Below are 17,289 nucleotides of genomic sequence, written 5' to 3' on the forward strand. Positions count from 1 at the left end.
TGACGTGCTATTATCCGGCACAGAGAATGGCAGCGGCTTACGGGGCAGTCAATAGGTCCGAAACGGTGACCGCTCCGCTCCGCCATCCTTCAAAGTTCCTGGGGACGGCTCTGGCTACAGACCCACCACGGGGGCCAGTTGGGATCGGAGGGTGCCGGCGTGGGGCTGCAGGGTGCCGTCGAAGGCGGCGGATCCGATGGTGAAGGCGTCGGCTCCGGCTGAGGCGAGCGCCTGTATCTGGTCGGTGCTGGTGATGGAGCCGGCGACGACCAGGCGGCCGGTGGTGGCGGCGCGGGCGGCGCGGACCAGGTCGAGAGGGTCGGCGTCGGTGGCGCGGTACGCGAGGAGGTCGACGCCGGCGCAGCCGGCGGCCTCCGCTCGTCGGCAGTCATCGGCGATGCGGTCCGGGGTGCCGCCGAGGCGGGTGGGGTGCCCCAGGGGTTCTCCGGCGAAGGGCAGGTAACCGATGGATGTGCCGTGCAGGAGGTGGAGGGTCTCCTCGATCCAGGTGCCGCCCATCAGCCAGTCGACGCCGAGTTCGGTGGCCGTCCGTACGGAGGCAAGAGCCTGGTCCCGGTGGGTACTGACGACTTCCAGGTAGGTGGTGGCGCCCATATTTTTGATGCGGGTGTGGAGCTTGGCGAGGGTGTCGGGGTCCACACCGATGTCTTTGAATCCGATGTGGGTGATGCCGAGATCCTCGATGGTGTCGAGGACCTCGAGGCAGTCGGTGACGGTGCGGTCGTCGCGGGTCAGCATGAAGATGAAGTCCATGGTGTCCTTCTGTTTCCTGTTCCGGGGCTGACGGGGGTCGGTGGGTCAGGGACGGTCCGGTACCCCTGAGGACAGGCGGTCTGCCTGGGTCAGGGCGGCGAGCAGGCTGGTGTGGTCGGCCGTGCCGGAGCCGGCGATGTCGAAGGCGGTGCCGTGGTCGACGCTGGTGCGGACGAAGGGCAGGCCGATGGTGATGTTGACGCCGTGCTCGATGCCGAGGTACTTGACGGGGATGAGGCCCTGGTCGTGGTACTGGGCGACCACGGCGTCGAAGGCTCCGGCGCGGGCGCGCATGAAGACGGTGTCGGCGGGCCAGGGCCCGCTCGCCTCGATGCCTTCGCTCTGCGCGGCTTCGATGGCGGGGGCGATGATGTCCAGGTCCTCGCGGCCGAAGAGGCCGTTCTCCCCCGCGTGGGGGTTGAGGCCGGCGACGGCGATACGGGGCGCGGACAGGCCGCCGCGCTGGAGTGTGCGGTGGGTGAGGCGGATGATGTCGAGTACGCGGGGAGTGGTGATCGCGTCGATCGCGGTGCGCAGTGACTGGTGCACGGTGACCAGGACGGTCCGCAGTTCGTCGGTGGCCATCATCATCGCGTAGTCCGTGGTGCCGGACAGGGCGGCGAGGATCTCGGTGTGTCCGGGGTAGGGGACGCCGGACAGGCGCAGTGCTTCCTTGTTGATCGGCGCGGTCACCAGGGCCCGTATCTCGTGGGCCATCGCGAGCTCGATACCGCGGCGCACGTACTCGAAGGACGCCGCTCCGGCGCGGGCGTCGAGGGTGCCCCAGGGCAGGTCGGCCGGAAGGCTGTCCTCGGCAAGGACGTCCACCGTGCCGGCTGCGAACTTCGCCTCGTCGACCGATGAGATGGGGCGGAGTGCGAGGTCAGTGTCGGCGATCTTGTTGGCGCGGTCGAGGACATCCATGTCGCCGATGACGACGACGGGCACGGTACGCCGGGGGTCGGCGCACGCTTTGAGGGTGATCTCGGGGCCGATTCCGCAGGGGTCGCCCATGGTGATGGCGATCGGGGTCATACGTGCTCTCCTGGGTCGAGGGGATGTCGGATGAGGTGGCACAGGCGCAGGAGCATGGCGTCGTCGCCGAAGCCGCCTGCCTTGATCAGTACGGGAAGGGGGAGCCGGCCGGTCAGGGATCCGCGGACGACGCCGGGTTCGGGTTCGTCGAGTAGGTCGATGCCGGTGGCGCCGAGGGGCTGGAGCACGGTGGTGGCCGTTTCTCCCCCGGTGATGACGAGTGCGTCGACCGTGTGGTCCTCGGCCAGCGCCTGGACGACGGCGGCCTGGGAGCGGGCGAGTGCCTGGGCGGTCTGTGGTGTGTGGCGTTCATCAGGTGTCCGCAGGGTGAGGACGGGGGTCGTCAGGCCTCGCAGCGTCTGAACGGCCGGGGCCGGATCGACGCCGACGGTGACACCCTGGACGTCCCCGCTGCCGTGCAGCTCGGCCAACTGCCGTCGGGTCGCCGGGTTGGTGCTGCCGACCACGACCAGTGGACGTCTGGCCGGGGCGGGCTGTGACGCAGCGGTGCCCGTGGCGCGTGCGCACCTTCGGGCCAGGGCGGCCGCCAGACCCGGGGAGCCGACCCACAGCACCTCGTCGAGCTGCGGCACCGCTGCCACCAGACGGTCGAGGTCGCTGTCCTCGGCGGCGGAGCAGACGATCAGATCGCCGTTCCCGATACGTTCGGGCAACTCATCTGCCCGGTCCGGCCGCCCGAGAACGGCCTCCGGGAACAGCGTGGCAAGGTCCGAGCACCGCACGGGGTGCGCCGGGTCGCGGGCATAGTCGCTCTCGTGGACCGGTACGCCCCGCACGTACTGGACGCCCTCCACCGTGACCCTGCCCTCCGCGGGGAAGGCCGGAGCCATGACGACGGCCCGCCGTCGCGACCCCGCCCAGGCGGCCCGGACCTCCGCCGCGACATGACCGCGCAGGGTGGAATCCACCGTCTTGAACAGCAGCTCGGAGCCGGCGAACAGGCCGGCCGCCCGCCGGGTGGACGAAGCGGCGGCCTCCTCGTCCAGCATCCGGCTCCCGAGGTCGACCGCGGTCACACCCACGGCGTGCCGTGGAAGGCTCGCTGGGGGCGTGAGCAGGATCCGGGCGTCGTGACCAGTCCGGCGGAACGGCGCTGCACCGTCCCCGGCACTGGTGAGGTCGTCCGCCAGGATGGCGATCCCCCGCCGCACGTCATCGCGGAACGTCATGCTCCACCCCTCCGTCAGCCGCTCGTTTCTGTGACGGGGTCAATAGTCGTTGAGGTGAAGAAGCAGGACAAACGATTCATTCTCACAGGACCTGTGAGTAAAGTTCACTCATGCGATGGCCGTCCCTTCCTCCTCTGAACACGCTGCTGCCCTTCGAAGCGACAGTCCGGCACGCGAGCATGACCGCGGCGGCCCGGGAACTGCACGTCACGCACGGCGCGGTGAGCCGACAGATCCAGAATCTGGAACGGTCCCTTGGAATATCACTGTTCGAGCGGCAGACACGCGCCCTGCGTCCGACCCCTCAGGCTCGCCAGCTGGCGGCCGTCGTACGGGACGCGCTCGATCAGATCGATGCGGCAGCCCGGCAGATCTCACCCCGCACACCCACAGGACCGCTCACCCTCTCGTGTGAGCCCACACTCCTGATGCGATGGCTCATTCCCCAGCTGCCCGATCTGGCCGTGAACGTGCCGGACGTCGCCGTACACCTGTCCGCAGGCGGCGGCCCCGTCTTTTTCGAGAGGGACAACATCGACCTCGCGATCCGCCGGGACGACTTCCCCTTCCCCGAAGAGGCAAGCCGGACCCGCCTGTTCGCCGAACGGATCGGCCCCGTGTGCCGACCCGATCTCGCGACCCGTCTGACCGGCGCCGCCGGCGTGTCGCAGGTGACTCTTCTGCACACCGGCACACGACCGCAGGCGTGGGACGACTGGCGGCGAATCACCGGCATGAGAGCAGAGTCCGCCTCCCAGCAGACCCTGGAGCACTTCTATCTGACCCTCCAGGCCGCCGCGGCCGGCGTCGGGGTCGCCATCGCCCCGTATGCCGTCGCCCGCGACGACCTGGAGCGAGGACAACTCGTCGCACCCTTCGGTTTCGTCCCCGACGGCACCAGCTACCACCTCCTCAGCCGTCAATCACCCGAGCAGGACGGACGTGTCCGCCGCCTGACGGCATGGCTGCGGGCCAAGACGAGCCAGCTCGAAAACGACCCCGATCCAGTGTGACCACTGGACTGACAGCACCTTCGTTGCTTGGGGTCCCGTCAGGTTGCTGCCCGCAGCAAATACCGGATCTGCTGCGGCAGATCCCCTATCGCCATCATCGCGACCTGCGGCGGAAGATTCCGGCCGCCGGGGGGTGAGGCACACGCATTCCCTGCGCCGGTAGTACGGCATGGTGCGGCCAGTCGACAGGAGCGGCGTGGACACCGAGGCCCCCTTCCCGCGCGGCTCTCGTACCGTCAGCCGAGAACCGGACACGCGGGCGAGTGCACGCTCCGCACACATCGGCTGCCAGCGTGAGCCCGTAACTCGGAACGGTGGGAGGGCACATGGCGAAACTGCTCCTGTGAGACATAAATCTGACGGACCCACTTGTGCAGCGTGGCTGTGCACTGACTCGGCCGCGGCCGCCTCTGCCGAGGATCGCACTACGCCGTCTTGCGGCCTCAGGTGAGCCTGCCTGCTCATGATGTCAGCTGGGCTGGGGCGGGATGTACTGGACGGGAAGGACATGGACGGCCGGGTCGGGGGCCCACAGCAGCCCGCGCAGCTGCTGGTTTTCCAAGGTCAGTTGGTTGACCACCCGCACCAGCCCTTCAACATCGGCCCGGAGTTGTTCGAGCTCGGCTTTGTCCTTCTCGCGGAGTTCCTTGAGCCGTACGACCTGTTTGCGGAGCCGGGTCTCGGCGTCCGTGGATTGTCCGCGTTCTTTGACCTTGGCGTAGAACTCGTTCTTCAGATCGAGGTGGCGCTGGGTGAGGGCGTTGCGAGGGACGCCGGCCTCGATGGCGAGAGCCACGATGGTCAGGGCCCCGTTGGAGCGCTCGGGCTGGCCGGTCAGGATGCGGTCCATGGCGGCGCGGATGCGGTCGCGCTCGTCTGCTGCTCCGCTCACGGTGTGGGGTCCTTCAGGGTGATCCGGGTGCGGTCGTGGGCGTCGGCGATGCCGCGTAGGCGGTCGGCGTGGTCGCGTAGCCGTTCGCTGATCGGCTGGGGCACGTGTGTGGCCTGTTTGTCGAGGGTGTCGGCGCGGTCGCGCAGCGCTGTGGCGTGGTGGTCAGTGCGGACGATGTTGCCGCAGCGGGGCACGCAGTGATCGAGCCGTGGGGTATCGCGTATGGCGGTGCGGTGGCACAGGGCCTGTTCCCGCTTGTAGTGGCACAGCAGGAGCGCCTGCGGGTTGTCGTACAGCATGGCGTCGTCGTTGGCGAGGAGGCGGCGGGCGGTGGTGGCGTTGACGGCGGTGCCCTCGAAGCGCGGGGCGCGGGCGGCTGTCTTGATGGCGCGCCGGGCGGCCGGGCCGGAGAGGCCGCCGCCGGACTGGAGGTCGTCGTTGAGGTCGGCGACGGTGTCGGCGACGGCGCGGACGGTTTCGATGTCGATCAGTTCGTGGATGCCGTCGCGGCTGCGTGCGGCGTAGCCCTCGGAGACCAGTGCGGTGCGTAGGTGGCCGTACTGGATGGCGAGAGCGACGAGCCCGCCCGGGCGGCGGGCGATGTGCCAGGCCAGGGTGCGGCGGAAGCGCCTGGTGCCGACCGCTCCGTGTGGGTCGGGCGGGATGACCTCGCTGGGCAGGTGGTGGCGGGCGGCTTCGGCGTTGGCCCAGGTGACGAAGTCCTCGATCCGCACGCGCAGGGCGGGTGAGCGCAGGGAGCCGGTGCTGGGTCCGGCCATGGCGCCGTGCACGGCGTGGCTGAACAGCAGCTCGCCGGGTTCGACCATGTGCTCCAGTACGCGGATGGCGTTGACGACGGGGGTGATGGCCACCCAGGGGACGGCGCGCTCGCGTCCGGCGGAGTGGTGGTTGCCGTGCTCGTCGGTGGCGTTCTTGTACTCGTGGCCGTAGATCAGGTGTCGGCCGATGCGGCCGGAGGCGTCGGGCTCGGGATCCGGGCAGCAGCCGTGGCGCAGCCCGAGCACCTCGCCCGGGCGCATCCCGGTGAGGTAGGCGATGACGATGAAGCACGCGGTGACCAGCAGCCGGATCAGTCGCGGCGTCTCGGCGAAGTCGAGGGCCTCGCGCCACGGGCGCCCGGCGATCCGGCCGGTGATGGGAGTAGGTAGCGTGCAGGGGCCGGGCCGCTGCGCGGCCGCGGTCACCAGGCCGTGGCGCTCGACGTACAGGGCGACTTGGTGGCGGGAGGCGCCGGTCAGGCCGCCGACGTAGTAGCGGGCGAAGCCGTACCCCTCGCGGCCCTTGAGCCGGACGGCGGGCAGCGGTGCCCGGGCGGCAACGAGCGGATCCAGGTACGCCTTGAGGGCGGCCTGGCCGGCAGGAGTGCTGGGGATCGTCCGGCCGGTCTCCGCCAGCCGCTTTGTGTCGGTGTGCCCGGCGAGGATGTCGTCGGCGAGGTCGTCGACCATGCGCAGGGCCCAGACCAGCAGCGGCCCCATGGTCTCTTCGGCCAGTGGCTCGCTGGCGTTCTCCCCGCTGCCGGCGGAGGAGACGGCCGGGAGGTAGTCGTCGGCACCGAGTTCGTCCCACGGCGGCCGGGCGACGCCGACGGGGCGGGCGGAGAGCTGGTCGAACGCCCACAGGCGGGTGAGGGTGCCGAGGATCTCCAGCACACGCTCCCGGCTGGAGTCGGCGGCGAGCAGGTGCTGGTCGTAGGCGGTCCAGACGGCGGTGGTGCACTGGGCGAGCGAGGTCAGCCCGCGTTCCTCGAGCCAGGCCGCCAGGTACATCCACTGCCGTACCGCCTCGGTCAGGTCACCCAGGCTGACGCGAGCCCGCAGCCGGGTGGCGCGTTCGGCCAGGAAGGTGGGCCGCAACTCACCGTTGATCATGGTCCAGGCAACCAGCCGGAGTTCGTCCCGGAAGGCCACGGGGCATTGACGCCAGCGGATGCTGGCCTTGTGGCGGCTGGGGTTCTCCGTCAGCGCCGCCAACGGCCAGATCCAGTCCGCGTAGCGGCCGTTGATGTGCGCGTGCATGGGCAGGACACGGTGCGGCAGCACGATGGGTGTGTCCGGTGTGGGCATCGGCAGGATGTAGGGATCGTGGTGGGCTGCGGTGGTCACGCGTCGAGCACTCCGGTCAGCAGGCAGTCGATGAGATCACGGTCGGCGTCGGTGACGCAGGCCAGGGCCTGCGCCCAGACCGGCTCCCCGAGGCGGCGCTTGAGGTCCTCAAGCCGGGCGTGGGCCTCGCCCCAGTCGGCCTCCCACACCGTCGGCGGCTGGGCCGAGCGCAGGTGGTTCAGCGCCCGGTGCAGATGGGCCAGGCGCGCATGGTGGCCGGGGTGGATGCGGGCGTTGGGGCAGCCCAGGCACAGCAGGAACGAGGCACGGCAGCCCTTGCCCGGCCTGGTGAAGGGGCTGTGCTCGTAGTCATGGCAGTCCGCCGTCGCGGTCTCCCGGTCGTCGGTGTCCGGTTCGGCGCGGACTTCGGCGACCAGGACTGCCTGGCGAGCGCGCGCGGCGGCGTCCTCGGCGCCGGCCGCGATGATGTCCGCGGCCTCCTGCTGCACCCGTTGGTCGACCAGCACGTAGTCACGGTCATGGGTGGCCTGGCTGTTCTGCCCGGGCTCGCGCCGCACCAGCGCATTGACCGTGCGCCGCCCGCGGCGGAAGGGCGAACCATTCAGTCCTTCGGCCCGGGCCCAGGCGCTGCCAGCGCTATCGATCACGCCGAACCGGAAGAGTCCGACCGGTGGGTGGTGATCTGAGGTGGTGATGGCGTGCCCACCCTGCGCCCAGCGCCACACAATCAGCAGGTCGGTGCCGGGCGCGAGGTCCTCGACGACGGCACGCGCGAAGCGGGTGGCCTGCAGGGCTTCGGTGATCAGCCGTCCCGGGGAGCCGGCTCCGTCGTCGGTGACGTTGCGGCTCTCGAAGTAGCGGCCGCCGCCGCGCCGGTACTTCACCACAGGGATGCGGTACGTCGGCTGCCCGTCCTCCCCGGGGTCGGGGCTGGCCTTGGGGACCTTGGCCTGGTGGATCACGGACAGGTTCCAGCCGAACTCGGCCATCAGCAGCACCCCCAGGGCCGCGGCCTCCAGCCGGGACAGGAACAGCCGCTGCCAGGTCGCGGCCGGGCTGGTGTTGCCCAGAACGCGATGGAACCGCCAGACCGGATTCCGTGCCCCCTTCGCGCTGACCCGGCGCGGGATGTCGCCCGTGCGGGCCAGAGAGTCGAGAGCCTCGCCGAGAATGAAGACGTGGCTGCCCGGCGCGAAGGCGCCCGCCCGCCACCGCTCCAGGTGCGCCGCGTTGTCATTGATACGCAGCAACGCGGCGCGGAAGGTACGCCTCGCCGCCCGCTTGATGCGGTCGAACTCATCCTCGCTGTAGGACTGCGTCTTACTCTTCGGCCGTTGGGTGCGCACGGCCAGCTCGTCCGCAACGGGCCCGCTCGCCAGCCGGGCGTCTTGACGCAGCAGGCTGCCGACCCGGGTTATGGCGTTGTGGCCGCCCGCCGTGCCCGCCTGGCTCAGCCGCCACTGCTTGACCTGCGCTGTGGTCAGCTCCTCCACGTCCCTAGGCGGCCGCTCGAGCCCGGACAGCAACGCGGTGAACTTCTCCAGAAGCTGGAACATCAGTCTCGACGAGCGGTGACTACCCCACCGGTTCGGGGTACACCGCGCGGCAAACAGCACGGCGAGGGAGCGCTGCATCGGCTCGGCGACCAGCAGCCTCGCGAAGTCGTACGCCCGCACCCGGCCATTGCGGTCGACGTGCCGTACGACGAGCCCGCCCGGATCCAGGGGTTCGGGGCGTGAGTGGTCGCCTGGGGGCAGGGACGCCCGGCGTCCGCGTCGGCTCACGCCACACCCCCGAAGGGGTCGAGGCGGTCGTCGAGGTCCTGGATGCCCTCCGACTCCCGGGCTATCCGTGCAAAGACCTTATCCAGCTCCGGCATCGGCGCCTGATCCGGATCGCCGTCGGCCGTGGCCAGCATCGCCCGCAACTGCAGATCGGCCACCGGCGCGAGGTAGATGTCAACGGTGGTCTGCCGCGAGGCGTGCCCAGCAGGTTCTGCACCATGAACCACGGATCCCCGTACAGCAGACGGAAGTCCCGCCGCTCGGCCGGACTCAGCCCGAACCGCCGGTCCATCAGGTAGTTGAGCACCACGAGCATGTAGAGGGCGAACGAGTGCCGTGCCGAGTGCGGCGTCGCGTACGGCGCGAAGACCTGATGCGGATCCATCCCCAAGTACTTTGGCGGCGTCAGCACCTTCGCGCACCGCTGGTTCGCCGTACGGAACACGCCGTCCCAGGAATGCGGCCGAAACGGCATCCCCTGCTCGTTCAGCCACAGCCACAACGGCTCCAGACCATGCGGCCCCTCAGAGAACAGCATCATCCGCTCGCGCACGGACAGCAGATTCAACTCCCGCTCCCCAGCAACGCCACGCTGATCGCGCCACCGCACCTTCGGCTTCAATCCGCGCGTCACCTCGGTCACCAGCCGCAGCTGAGCAAGCCGCTCGTACCGGCCGGCCTGCTGGGCCTTGCGAACCACCCAGGCTCGCGAGGAATCGACGTACGCCTCGACGTCGCCGAGCGCATCGGCGGCGACATAGAACGTCCGGGGCCTCTTCGACCGGGTCACGGCCGCGGCCACCTTCCCCCGGTAGTACCGGCCCCGCCGATCCGCCGCACGGGCAGCTCGAACGTCAGCAGCGACCCGCCTTCGCCTCGCCGAAGCCCGGACGACGTCAGCAGCCGCACGAAGGCCACGTTCCGGTCCTCCAGCCGACCCACCCAGCCCGGCTGCGGAATACCCCCGCGTGTGTGGCCGCGCAGGCCGACGTTGACCCACTTCCGCCACGTCCGCGGCGTCAACCAGTGCACGTTGCTCGGCCGGACGTCCTTCGGCGCCGCCTCCGGCACCGAGATCACCTCGCCGTTGCGCCCCACGATCTGCCGCACGAGCAACGGACTGCGCACCAGGTGTCCATCACGGACAGCCCACCGGAACAGGCTGGCGAACGCGGCCAGTTCACGCCCCCACTTCGACCCGCCAACCCGGCTCGGATTCCCCTCCGCCCTCCGCCGCCAATGCTCATAGTCCTCCAGATCCCTCGACGTCGCCTCCAGCCAGCCCCGCCCGCGCTTCCACAAGAACGTCAGCAGCAGGGCGATGTCCGCGGTGTAGTTGCGGCGGGTCTCCTCCTCGTAGCGGCGGAAGGTACCGGACTGGCCGTACAGGCTAAGGAGGGGATCTACCCGATGATCTGGCGACAGGAAGATAGGGTCGCCGGCCATCACGCCCACCGCGTCCTCGCGAGACGGCAGGTCCTCCCATCCCTCGACGACACTGCCCCGAACTCCACCCCGCACCGCGTCCGACGGTACCCAGAACACGCGCCAACTCACCGCTAGTGCACCCTTCTTGATTGGCTTCAACACGCCAATTCAATAGGGAAGTGCAAGAGGCCGCTTTCGCGGTGGCGCCCCCGTCGTCGGTGACCGCCGCCCACAGCTCGGCGGCGTCCTGCTTGGGTGTCGTGACCGCTTGGGCGTTGAGGGACTTCAGAGTCCGGCGGACCGTGGTGTCACCGGCCTCGCGTACGTCCGCTTTCGCCGCCCTGGCGGGGCCCCGGTAGCCGACGATGACCTTCAGGCCCTGCTGCTGGGACTTCCGGGTCGCCGCCGTGCTCAACTCCGTGACGTCGAACAGCCGTTGGTCGAGCTTGCCGGTGGCGATCAGGCGCGCGGCGTCGGCGGGAACGACGAGCGTCCGGCCGCCCACCGTCTGCGTACGAACGGCTATTTTCTCGCGGCCCTCGGCCCGCTCGATGCCGACGACGCGCCCCTTGGCGTCGACGGCCACGCGGTCGCCGGTGATCAGGGTGATGCGGCGTTTGGACGTGGACGGGGACGCGGACACGGCGGTGGCTGTGTGGAAGCCTCCACCGTCTGCGTCTGCGTCTGCGTCTGCGTCTGCGTCTGCGTCTCCGCCGACGCCGGGCCGGCCATTCCGGCCGCCAGTGCCGCGGTCGCCGCCATGGCGACCGCGGCCACGCACGTTCTCTTCGTTCGACTGCTCGTTCGGCCGCTCACTTGACTGTGCAAGTCTCCCCCTGGAGATGAGGGTCCCTGCCGAACGCGCTGGACAGGGACGGCAGTTGATACGACTCCGGTGACGCGAGTGACCAACTGAAGAGTTGAGACCAGGGGGAGAGATCCGTCAGGAGCGCTAGTCCGTAGTCCCTGAGGCGGAGTCGGGCGTCGGGCGGCCGAAGGGGAGATGGATGATCAGCAGGACGATCCCGCTCAGCGTGAACACCCGCATCGCCGCGTCGAGTCCGTTCCAGTCGTCCGACTGCCACATGGAGAACCACTCGCCGCCTATGCCGATGAAGCCGGCGCCGAAGAGGAGCATGAGCATCAACAGGCCGAGGGTGGAGAGCCGCCGGGCGCGGGTGTGCCTGCGGCGGACCCACGACCAGGTGCCCGCGATCAGGACGAGCGCGGCGATCGTCTCCCACGCGATGATCGCGATGTACGCCGCGTCCTGGATGCCCTTGGACTCGATGGCCCGCCACATCAGGTCGTCGTCCTTGAAGGTCGTGTCCATGGCCAGTACATGCCGTACGAACTGCTGGTTGGTGCCGAAATCCGTGATGTTCCCGAAGGCGACAAGGGTGATGTAGAGGGCGACCGTGGCCGTGAGGAGGGTCGCGGTGAGAGTGAGACCTGTGGAATGTGTGGTGCGTGTGGCTGCCATGGTTTGACTATTGCCCCGACTGACCGGTGAACCCCAGGCGTTTTTACGCGAGTTCGGCGAGACTTGGCCTCGGTGTGGCCGAGAAGTGACGGAGGGGGCGGACGGATGGGGCGCGCGCGGCCGTCGATGCAGCGGCTGATCAGGGAGCGCAGGCGGCAAGGTTTCGTCGGCCGGGTTGCCGAGCGCGCGGCGTTCCGGGCGAACTTCGATCTGCCGCCGGAGGACGAACGGCACCGGTTCCTGTTCCACGTGCACGGCAACACCGGGGTCGGAAAGACCTTTCTCGTACGGCAGTTGGAACAGATCGCCCAGGAGCGCGGGGCGCTCACCGCGTACGTCGACGAGGCGGTCGGGAGCGTGCCGGAGGCGATGGCGGCGCTGAGCACCCAGTTCGCCCGCCAAGGCCACCGCTTCAAGGAACTCGACCGGATGCTGGCCGCGCATCGCGAGCGACGGCACGCTGCGGAGTCGGCGGCCGTGGCGATGCTGGACCCCGAGCCGGGGCCCGAGGCGTCGTCCGCGTCGTCCCCGTCGCCCGCGCCGTCCGCCGGAAGCATGGCCGTGGCGCGGGCGGGCCTGGTGGGTCTCGGGCTGGTGCCCGGCGTCGGAGCGTTCGCCGGAGCGATCGACCCGGCACAACTCGCCCAGGGCGCCGACCGGGTGCGGGCGGCGATCAGCGCGCGCCTGGGCAACGCGGAGGACGTGCAGCTCGTCCTGGCGCCCGAGCGGGTGCTGACGCCCGTGCTGCTCAAAGAGCTGACCGAGGTCTGTGGCGAGGCACCCTGGACCGTCCTGTTCTTCGACACGTACGAGCGGACCGGCCCCTTCCTCGACGGCTGGCTGCACGACGTGATGACCACGGACCGGCACGGTGACCTCCCGGCGAACGTCGTGGTCGTCACGGCCGGCCAGCGCCCCTTCGACACGGCCCGCTGGGGCGGCCTCGCCGACTTCGTGACGGACCTACCGCTGTCGCCCTTCACGGAGTCCGAGGCGCGGGGCCTGCTCGCGGACAAGGGGGTGGTCGCGGAGCCGGTCGTCGAGGAGGTGCTGCGACTGACCGGCGGGCTGCCGGTGCTGGTGTCGACCCTGGCGCAGGCGCGCCCGGCCGATCCCGATGACGTCGGCGATCCGAGCGCCACCGCCGTCGAACGCTTTCTGAAGTGGGAGCAGGATCCGGTACGCCGTGCCGTGGCCCTCGCCTGTGCGTTGCCCCGGCGGCTGGACGCCGATGTGTTCCGGGCGGCCGTTGAGTGCGCGGAGGAGGAGGCCGAGGAACTGTTCGCGTGGCTGCGGGAGTTGCCGTTCGTCAGCGATCGTGGGGATCGGCTGCAGTACCACGATGTCGTACGGGCGCCGATGCTGCGCCTGCAGCGGCTGCGGTCGCCCCGAGGGTGGGAGGAGCGGCACCAGCGGTTGGCCGAGGTGTTCGCACAGTGGCGGGCGGAGGCCGAGGACGGCCGGGACGCCGAGGAGCTGTGGGCGGACGAAAGGTGGCGGGAGCTGCGGCTGGCGGAGTCGTACCACCTGCTGTGTGCGGGGTCGCGGACCGCGCTGCCCTCTGTGTTGCGGGACTTCGTCGACGCCTGCGACGTGGGTGATGTCACCGCTCAGCGGTGGGCACAGGCCCTGGTGGAGGCGGGGGACGACGCGGCTCTGCAGGCCGTCGGCCAGTGGGGACGCGACCTGTCGGAGGCGCTCGTGGAGGGGGAGCGTGGGATGTTCGCCGCGCTCGGGATGTTGCTGAACCGGGCCGGGCTCGACGAGCAGGCCCAGGCGTGGGCCCGGACGGTGCGGGGCGAAGTCCTGCTGGACAGCGGAGCGTACGAGCAGGCGCTCGTGGAGTTCGAGTGGGCCACGGCGCTCGATCCGGAACTGGTGCGGGCGTATCGCGGCAGAGCCTTCACCCACAGTGGGCTGGACGACTTCGACGCGGCGATCGCAGAGCTGGACCGGATGCTCGTGCTTCAGCCCTACGACGGGTGGACGTTCTCTCTACGCGGCGAGTACCTGCGGATCGTGGGACGGGATGCCGAGGCGATCGCGGACCTGGACCGAGGCATCGAACTCGAGCCATCACGGGAGTTCGCCTGGGCCTCCAGGGGTGCCACCCGGCTCCGTATGGGCCACCTCGACGAAGCCCTCACGGACTTGAACCGGGCCTTGGACCTCAAATCGGACTACGTCTGGGCCCTGGCGCGACGGGCTCGTGTCTGGCGCGCCCGCGGCGACACCGTGCGCCAGTTCGCAGACCTCGACCATGCGCTGGCCACGCAGCCCGACTGGGCCTGGGGGCTCTGCGAGCGAGGAGACGCCCACCGCGCCGTGGGCCGCCACGGCGAAGCCCTCGCCGACTACGACCGCGCACTCGAACTGGACACCGCGTACGCGTCGGCGTACGCGAGCCGCGGGGCCCTGCTGCGCGAGCTGGAGCGCCCCGAGGAGGCGCTCGCGGATCTGGACAAGGCCGTGGAACTGAGGCCGGAGTACGCGTGGGCCCTGGGGCACCGCGCGGCCGTACACCTCCGACTGGGCGCATTCGAACAGGCGTTGGCCGATGCCGGACGCGCCCTCGCCCTGAGCCCCGGCGACACCTGGATCCGGGATGTCCACGGCCGGGTCACCGAAGCCGCACAGGCGCAGCACACGGAGTAGCGCATCCGGTGGTATGAGTAAAAGTGTTCATTTGGGCCACCGCTCGCAAACCGTTCCGGCCGTCAACCGCCTGTTCCCGTTCGATTACAGTGCTCGACTGACGGCGGTGTGGGACGTGAGCCGTACGGGACGGGATCGGGATCCGGAGCGGGATCGGAGGAGGCCTCAGTGGGTGCGACGTCCGGTGCCGTCTGGGGCCGTGTCGAGCAACAGGACTTCCGTAGCCGGGTGCGGGGCACACTGCTCGGTGCGGCCGTCGGGGACGCGCTGGGCTCGCCGGTCGGCGGCCTCTCGATGGACGAGATCCGCGAGGCGCACGGCGCCGAGGGGCTCGTCGACATGACCTTCGGGCACGGCAGACGCGGCGCCATCTCGCATCTGACCCAGCTCACGCTGTTCACGCTCGACGGGCTCATACGCGCCCAGGTGCGCCGGGACACGGGCGCCTGGCATCCGCCGACCGATCTGCACCGCGCGTATCGGCGGTGGTCCGCCACACAGCACGACTGGGGGCCGGACGAGCGCCGCAAGGAAGACGGGTGGCTGGCCCTCGAGGAGTGGATGTACGCGCGCCGCGACCCCGCCCGCGCCTGCCTGATCGGCCTCGCCGACGAGACGATGGGCACGCTGGACGCCCCCAAGAACCCGGACGAGCGGGGCGTCGAGGCCGCCGCCCGCTCCGCGCCCTTCGGGCTGCTCGTCGGCTGGGAGCCACAGCTGGTGATGCAGCTCGCCGTCGAGTGCGCGGCGCAGACCCACGGCCACCCCACGGCCTACCTGGCGGCGGGCGCGTACGCCGTGATCGTGCACGGGCTCGCCCGCGGCGAGAGCCTCGACGCCGCCGTGCAGCGCTCGCTTCAACTGCTTGCCGCGCGGCCGGGGCAGCAGCCCGTGGCGGACGCGCTGCAGTACGCACTGGGGGCCGTACGACGCGGGATGCCGACGCCGTCCCGGGTCGAGGAGCTGGCCGGGGCCGGTACGGCGGACGGGCTGCTGTCGGTCGCCGTGTACTGCGCGCTGGTCGGCGAGGACGTCCGTCAGGGGCTGTGCCTCGCGGTGAACCACGGCGGTCCGTCGGGCGCCGCCGGCGCCCTCACCGGCGCCCTGCTGGGTGCCCTGCACGGCGAGACGGCCCTCCCGCCGGCCTGGCTGGCCGAACTGGAGGGCCGTCCCACGATGCTTGTCCTCGCCGACGACTTCGCGATGGAGATGACCCAGGGCCCCGCACTGCACGGCCCGGGCGGCTCCTCACCCGGGTGGCTGGCTCGGTACCCGCGGGCTTGAGGAGCAGCAGGCCGACGCAGCGAACCCTGCGGGCTTGAGGAGCCGGTCAGTCCTTGGCCCGCGAGCTCACCGCGTCCTCCACCGGACCCGCCGGAGTCGGAATCGCCGCCGCGGCCGCTCCGTCCCCGTCCGTGTTGATCTGTTCGATGATCGCGAGCCGCTCCGGGGTGTCCTCCGGCTTCAGGAAGCCGATGAGGATGTACAGGACCAGGGAGACGGCCAGCGGGATCGACACCTGGTACTCGAGCGGGACGCCGCCGTCGACGTTCCAGTTGATCGGATAGTTGACCAGCCAGAAGGCGAACAGACCCGAGGCCCAGCTGGTGAGCGCGGCGGTCGGTCCGGACCGGCGGAACGGGCGCAGCAGGCCGAGCATCATCGGGATGGCCATCGGACCCATGAGACCGGCGACCCACTTGATCACGACCGTGATGATGTCCTTGAACGCGGGGGAGTTGACCTGCGTGGCCGCCGCCATGGACAGGCCGAGGAACACGACGGTCGTTACGCGGGCGACGCGCAGACCCTGCCCCTCGCTCCACGCCCGCGCCCTGCGCCAGATCACGGGCGCGCAGTCCCGGGTGAACACGGCCGCGATCGCGTTGGCGTCGGAGGAGCACATGGCCATGGTGTGCGAGAAGAAGCCGACGATGACCAGGCCCAGCAGACCGTGCGGCAACAGCTGTTCGGTCATCAGGCCGTAGGAGTCCGAGCCGTCGGTCTTCTGCGACTCCACCAGCAGCGGTGACATCCACATGGGGAAGAACAGGACCACCGGCCACACCAGCCAGAGGATCGCCGAGAGTCGCGCCGAGCGCTCCGCCTCGTAGGGGGTGGCGGTGGCCATGTAGCGCTGGGCCTGGTTGAGCATGCCGCCGTTGTACTCGAAGAGCTTGATGAACAGGAAGGCGAGCAGGAAGATCGTTCCGTACGGACCGACCAACGGCTCGCCGTGCCCCTTGAGTTCCGGCCGGTCCCATACGCCGAAGAAGCCGCCGTAGTCGCCGAGCTTCGTCACGACGGCGATGAACATCGCGACACCGGCCAGCAACTGGATGACGAACTGGCCCAGTTCGGTCAGCGCGTCCGCCCACAGACCGCCGATGGTGCAGTAGACGGCCGTGATGCCACCGGTGATGAGGATGCCCTGGTTGAGCGAGACGCCGGTGAAGACGGAGAGCAGCGTGGCGATCGCGGCCCACTTCGCTCCCACGTCCACGATCTTCAGCAGCATGCCGGACCAGGCGAGGGCCTGTTGGGTCTGCAGGTTGTAACGGCTCTTCAGATACTCGAGCGGGGACGCCACATGCAGCCGTGAGCGCAGCCGGTTGATGCGCGGCGCGAACAGCTTCGACCCGATGGCGATGCCCAGCGCGATCGGGAAGGACCAGGTCACGAAGGACGTCACGCCGTAGGTGTAGGCGATGCCCGCGTATCCGGTGAACATCACCGCGCTGTAGCCGGACATGTGGTGCGAGATGCCGGAGAGCCACCACGGCATCTTTCCGCCGGCCGTGAAGAAGTCGGAAACGTTGTCCACACGTTTGTGGGACCAGATACCGATCGCGACCATCACGCCGAAGTAGCCGATGAGCACGGCCCAGTCCAGACCGTTCATATGCGCCCTCCCGGAGTCCGCCTTGTGAACTGCGCTGACGTGCATG

The 17,289-nt window shown here is 70.0% G+C and carries 14 protein-coding genes; 4 read left to right on the forward strand and 10 right to left on the reverse strand.

The features are described 5' to 3' along the window. Positions 1-114 precede the first annotated feature (114 nt). The 3 genes from FE633_RS09820 to FE633_RS09830 are packed head-to-tail and all read right to left on the reverse strand — an operon-like array spanning position 115 to position 2,999. Positions 115-774 carry a HisA/HisF-related TIM barrel protein gene (locus FE633_RS09820; RefSeq protein ID WP_138044734.1) on the reverse strand — a complete coding sequence of 220 codons (660 nt, stop codon included), beginning with the start codon at positions 772-774 and terminating at the stop codon, positions 115-117. 45 nt (positions 775-819) lie between these two features. Beyond that, the gene (gene pdxA / locus FE633_RS09825) at positions 820-1,809 is read right to left on the reverse strand and encodes a 4-hydroxythreonine-4-phosphate dehydrogenase PdxA (RefSeq protein WP_212747192.1); all 990 of its coding nucleotides are present in this window, start codon (positions 1,807-1,809) and stop codon (positions 820-822) included. Continuing rightward, complete coding sequence (locus FE633_RS09830; RefSeq protein WP_138044735.1) at positions 1,806-2,999, reverse strand: four-carbon acid sugar kinase family protein; 1,194 nt, start codon at positions 2,997-2,999, stop codon at positions 1,806-1,808. Before FE633_RS09830 ends, pdxA begins: the two co-directional genes overlap by 4 nt. Before the next feature lie 110 nt (positions 3,000-3,109). Between FE633_RS09830 and FE633_RS09835 the strand changes: the two genes are divergently transcribed. Then, a complete protein-coding gene (locus FE633_RS09835) occupies positions 3,110-4,012 on the forward strand; it encodes a LysR substrate-binding domain-containing protein (protein ID WP_138044736.1) in 903 nt (300 codons plus the stop codon). Positions 4,013-4,481: 469 nt separating this feature from the next. On the opposite strand, the gene FE633_RS09840 is transcribed toward FE633_RS09835, so the two are convergent. The 5 genes from FE633_RS09840 to FE633_RS48200 all read right to left on the reverse strand — a co-directional run bounded on the left by FE633_RS09840 (position 4,482) and on the right by FE633_RS48200 (position 10,332). After that, positions 4,482-4,904 carry a hypothetical protein gene (locus FE633_RS09840; protein WP_212747193.1) on the reverse strand — a complete coding sequence of 141 codons (423 nt, stop codon included), beginning with the start codon at positions 4,902-4,904 and terminating at the stop codon, positions 4,482-4,484. Continuing rightward, positions 4,901-7,030: an integrase gene (locus FE633_RS09845; RefSeq protein WP_246113528.1), complete on the reverse strand. Its 2,130-nt coding sequence runs from the start codon at positions 7,028-7,030 to the stop codon at positions 4,901-4,903. The genes FE633_RS09840 and FE633_RS09845 overlap by 4 nt, the downstream gene beginning before the upstream one ends. Next, positions 7,027-8,775, reverse strand: coding sequence for a hypothetical protein (locus FE633_RS09850; protein WP_138044737.1), 1,749 nt, complete (start codon positions 8,773-8,775; stop codon positions 7,027-7,029). Before FE633_RS09850 ends, FE633_RS09845 begins: the two co-directional genes overlap by 4 nt. Before the next feature lie 61 nt (positions 8,776-8,836). Further along, on the reverse strand, positions 8,837-9,565 hold the full coding sequence (locus FE633_RS48195) for a hypothetical protein (RefSeq protein WP_246113529.1): 729 nt from the start codon (positions 9,563-9,565) through the stop codon (positions 8,837-8,839). Continuing rightward, the gene (locus FE633_RS48200; RefSeq protein ID WP_246113530.1) at positions 9,562-10,332 is read right to left on the reverse strand and encodes a site-specific integrase; all 771 of its coding nucleotides are present in this window, start codon (positions 10,330-10,332) and stop codon (positions 9,562-9,564) included. Before FE633_RS48200 ends, FE633_RS48195 begins: the two co-directional genes overlap by 4 nt. Before the next feature lie 307 nt (positions 10,333-10,639). Here FE633_RS48200 and FE633_RS49450 point away from each other — a divergent pair, with 307 nt between their 5' ends. After that, positions 10,640-11,023 carry a hypothetical protein gene (locus FE633_RS49450; protein ID WP_171059880.1) on the forward strand — a complete coding sequence of 128 codons (384 nt, stop codon included), beginning with the start codon at positions 10,640-10,642 and terminating at the stop codon, positions 11,021-11,023. Positions 11,024-11,155: 132 nt separating this feature from the next. On the opposite strand, the gene FE633_RS09865 is transcribed toward FE633_RS49450, so the two are convergent. Then, on the reverse strand, positions 11,156-11,686 hold the full coding sequence (locus FE633_RS09865) for a DUF2165 domain-containing protein (RefSeq protein WP_138044738.1): 531 nt from the start codon (positions 11,684-11,686) through the stop codon (positions 11,156-11,158). 105 nt (positions 11,687-11,791) lie between these two features. Between FE633_RS09865 and FE633_RS09870 the strand changes: the two genes are divergently transcribed. Further along, positions 11,792-14,341 carry a tetratricopeptide repeat protein gene (locus tag FE633_RS09870; protein WP_138044739.1) on the forward strand — a complete coding sequence of 850 codons (2,550 nt, stop codon included), beginning with the start codon at positions 11,792-11,794 and terminating at the stop codon, positions 14,339-14,341. A gap of 168 nt (positions 14,342-14,509) precedes the next feature. Beyond that, entirely contained in the window at positions 14,510-15,625 is a 1,116-nt protein-coding gene (locus tag FE633_RS09875; protein ID WP_138044740.1) for an ADP-ribosylglycohydrolase family protein, read from the forward strand. A gap of 46 nt (positions 15,626-15,671) precedes the next feature. Here FE633_RS09875 and FE633_RS09880 read toward each other — a convergent pair whose 3' ends face one another. Next, positions 15,672-17,243 carry a sodium:solute symporter family protein gene (locus FE633_RS09880; RefSeq protein ID WP_138044741.1) on the reverse strand — a complete coding sequence of 524 codons (1,572 nt, stop codon included), beginning with the start codon at positions 17,241-17,243 and terminating at the stop codon, positions 15,672-15,674. Positions 17,244-17,289: the final 46 nt, after the last annotated feature.

The sequence above is a fragment of the Streptomyces montanus genome (assembly GCF_005786655.1).
Classification (GTDB): Bacteria; Actinomycetota; Actinomycetes; order Streptomycetales; family Streptomycetaceae; genus Streptomyces; species Streptomyces sporangiiformans.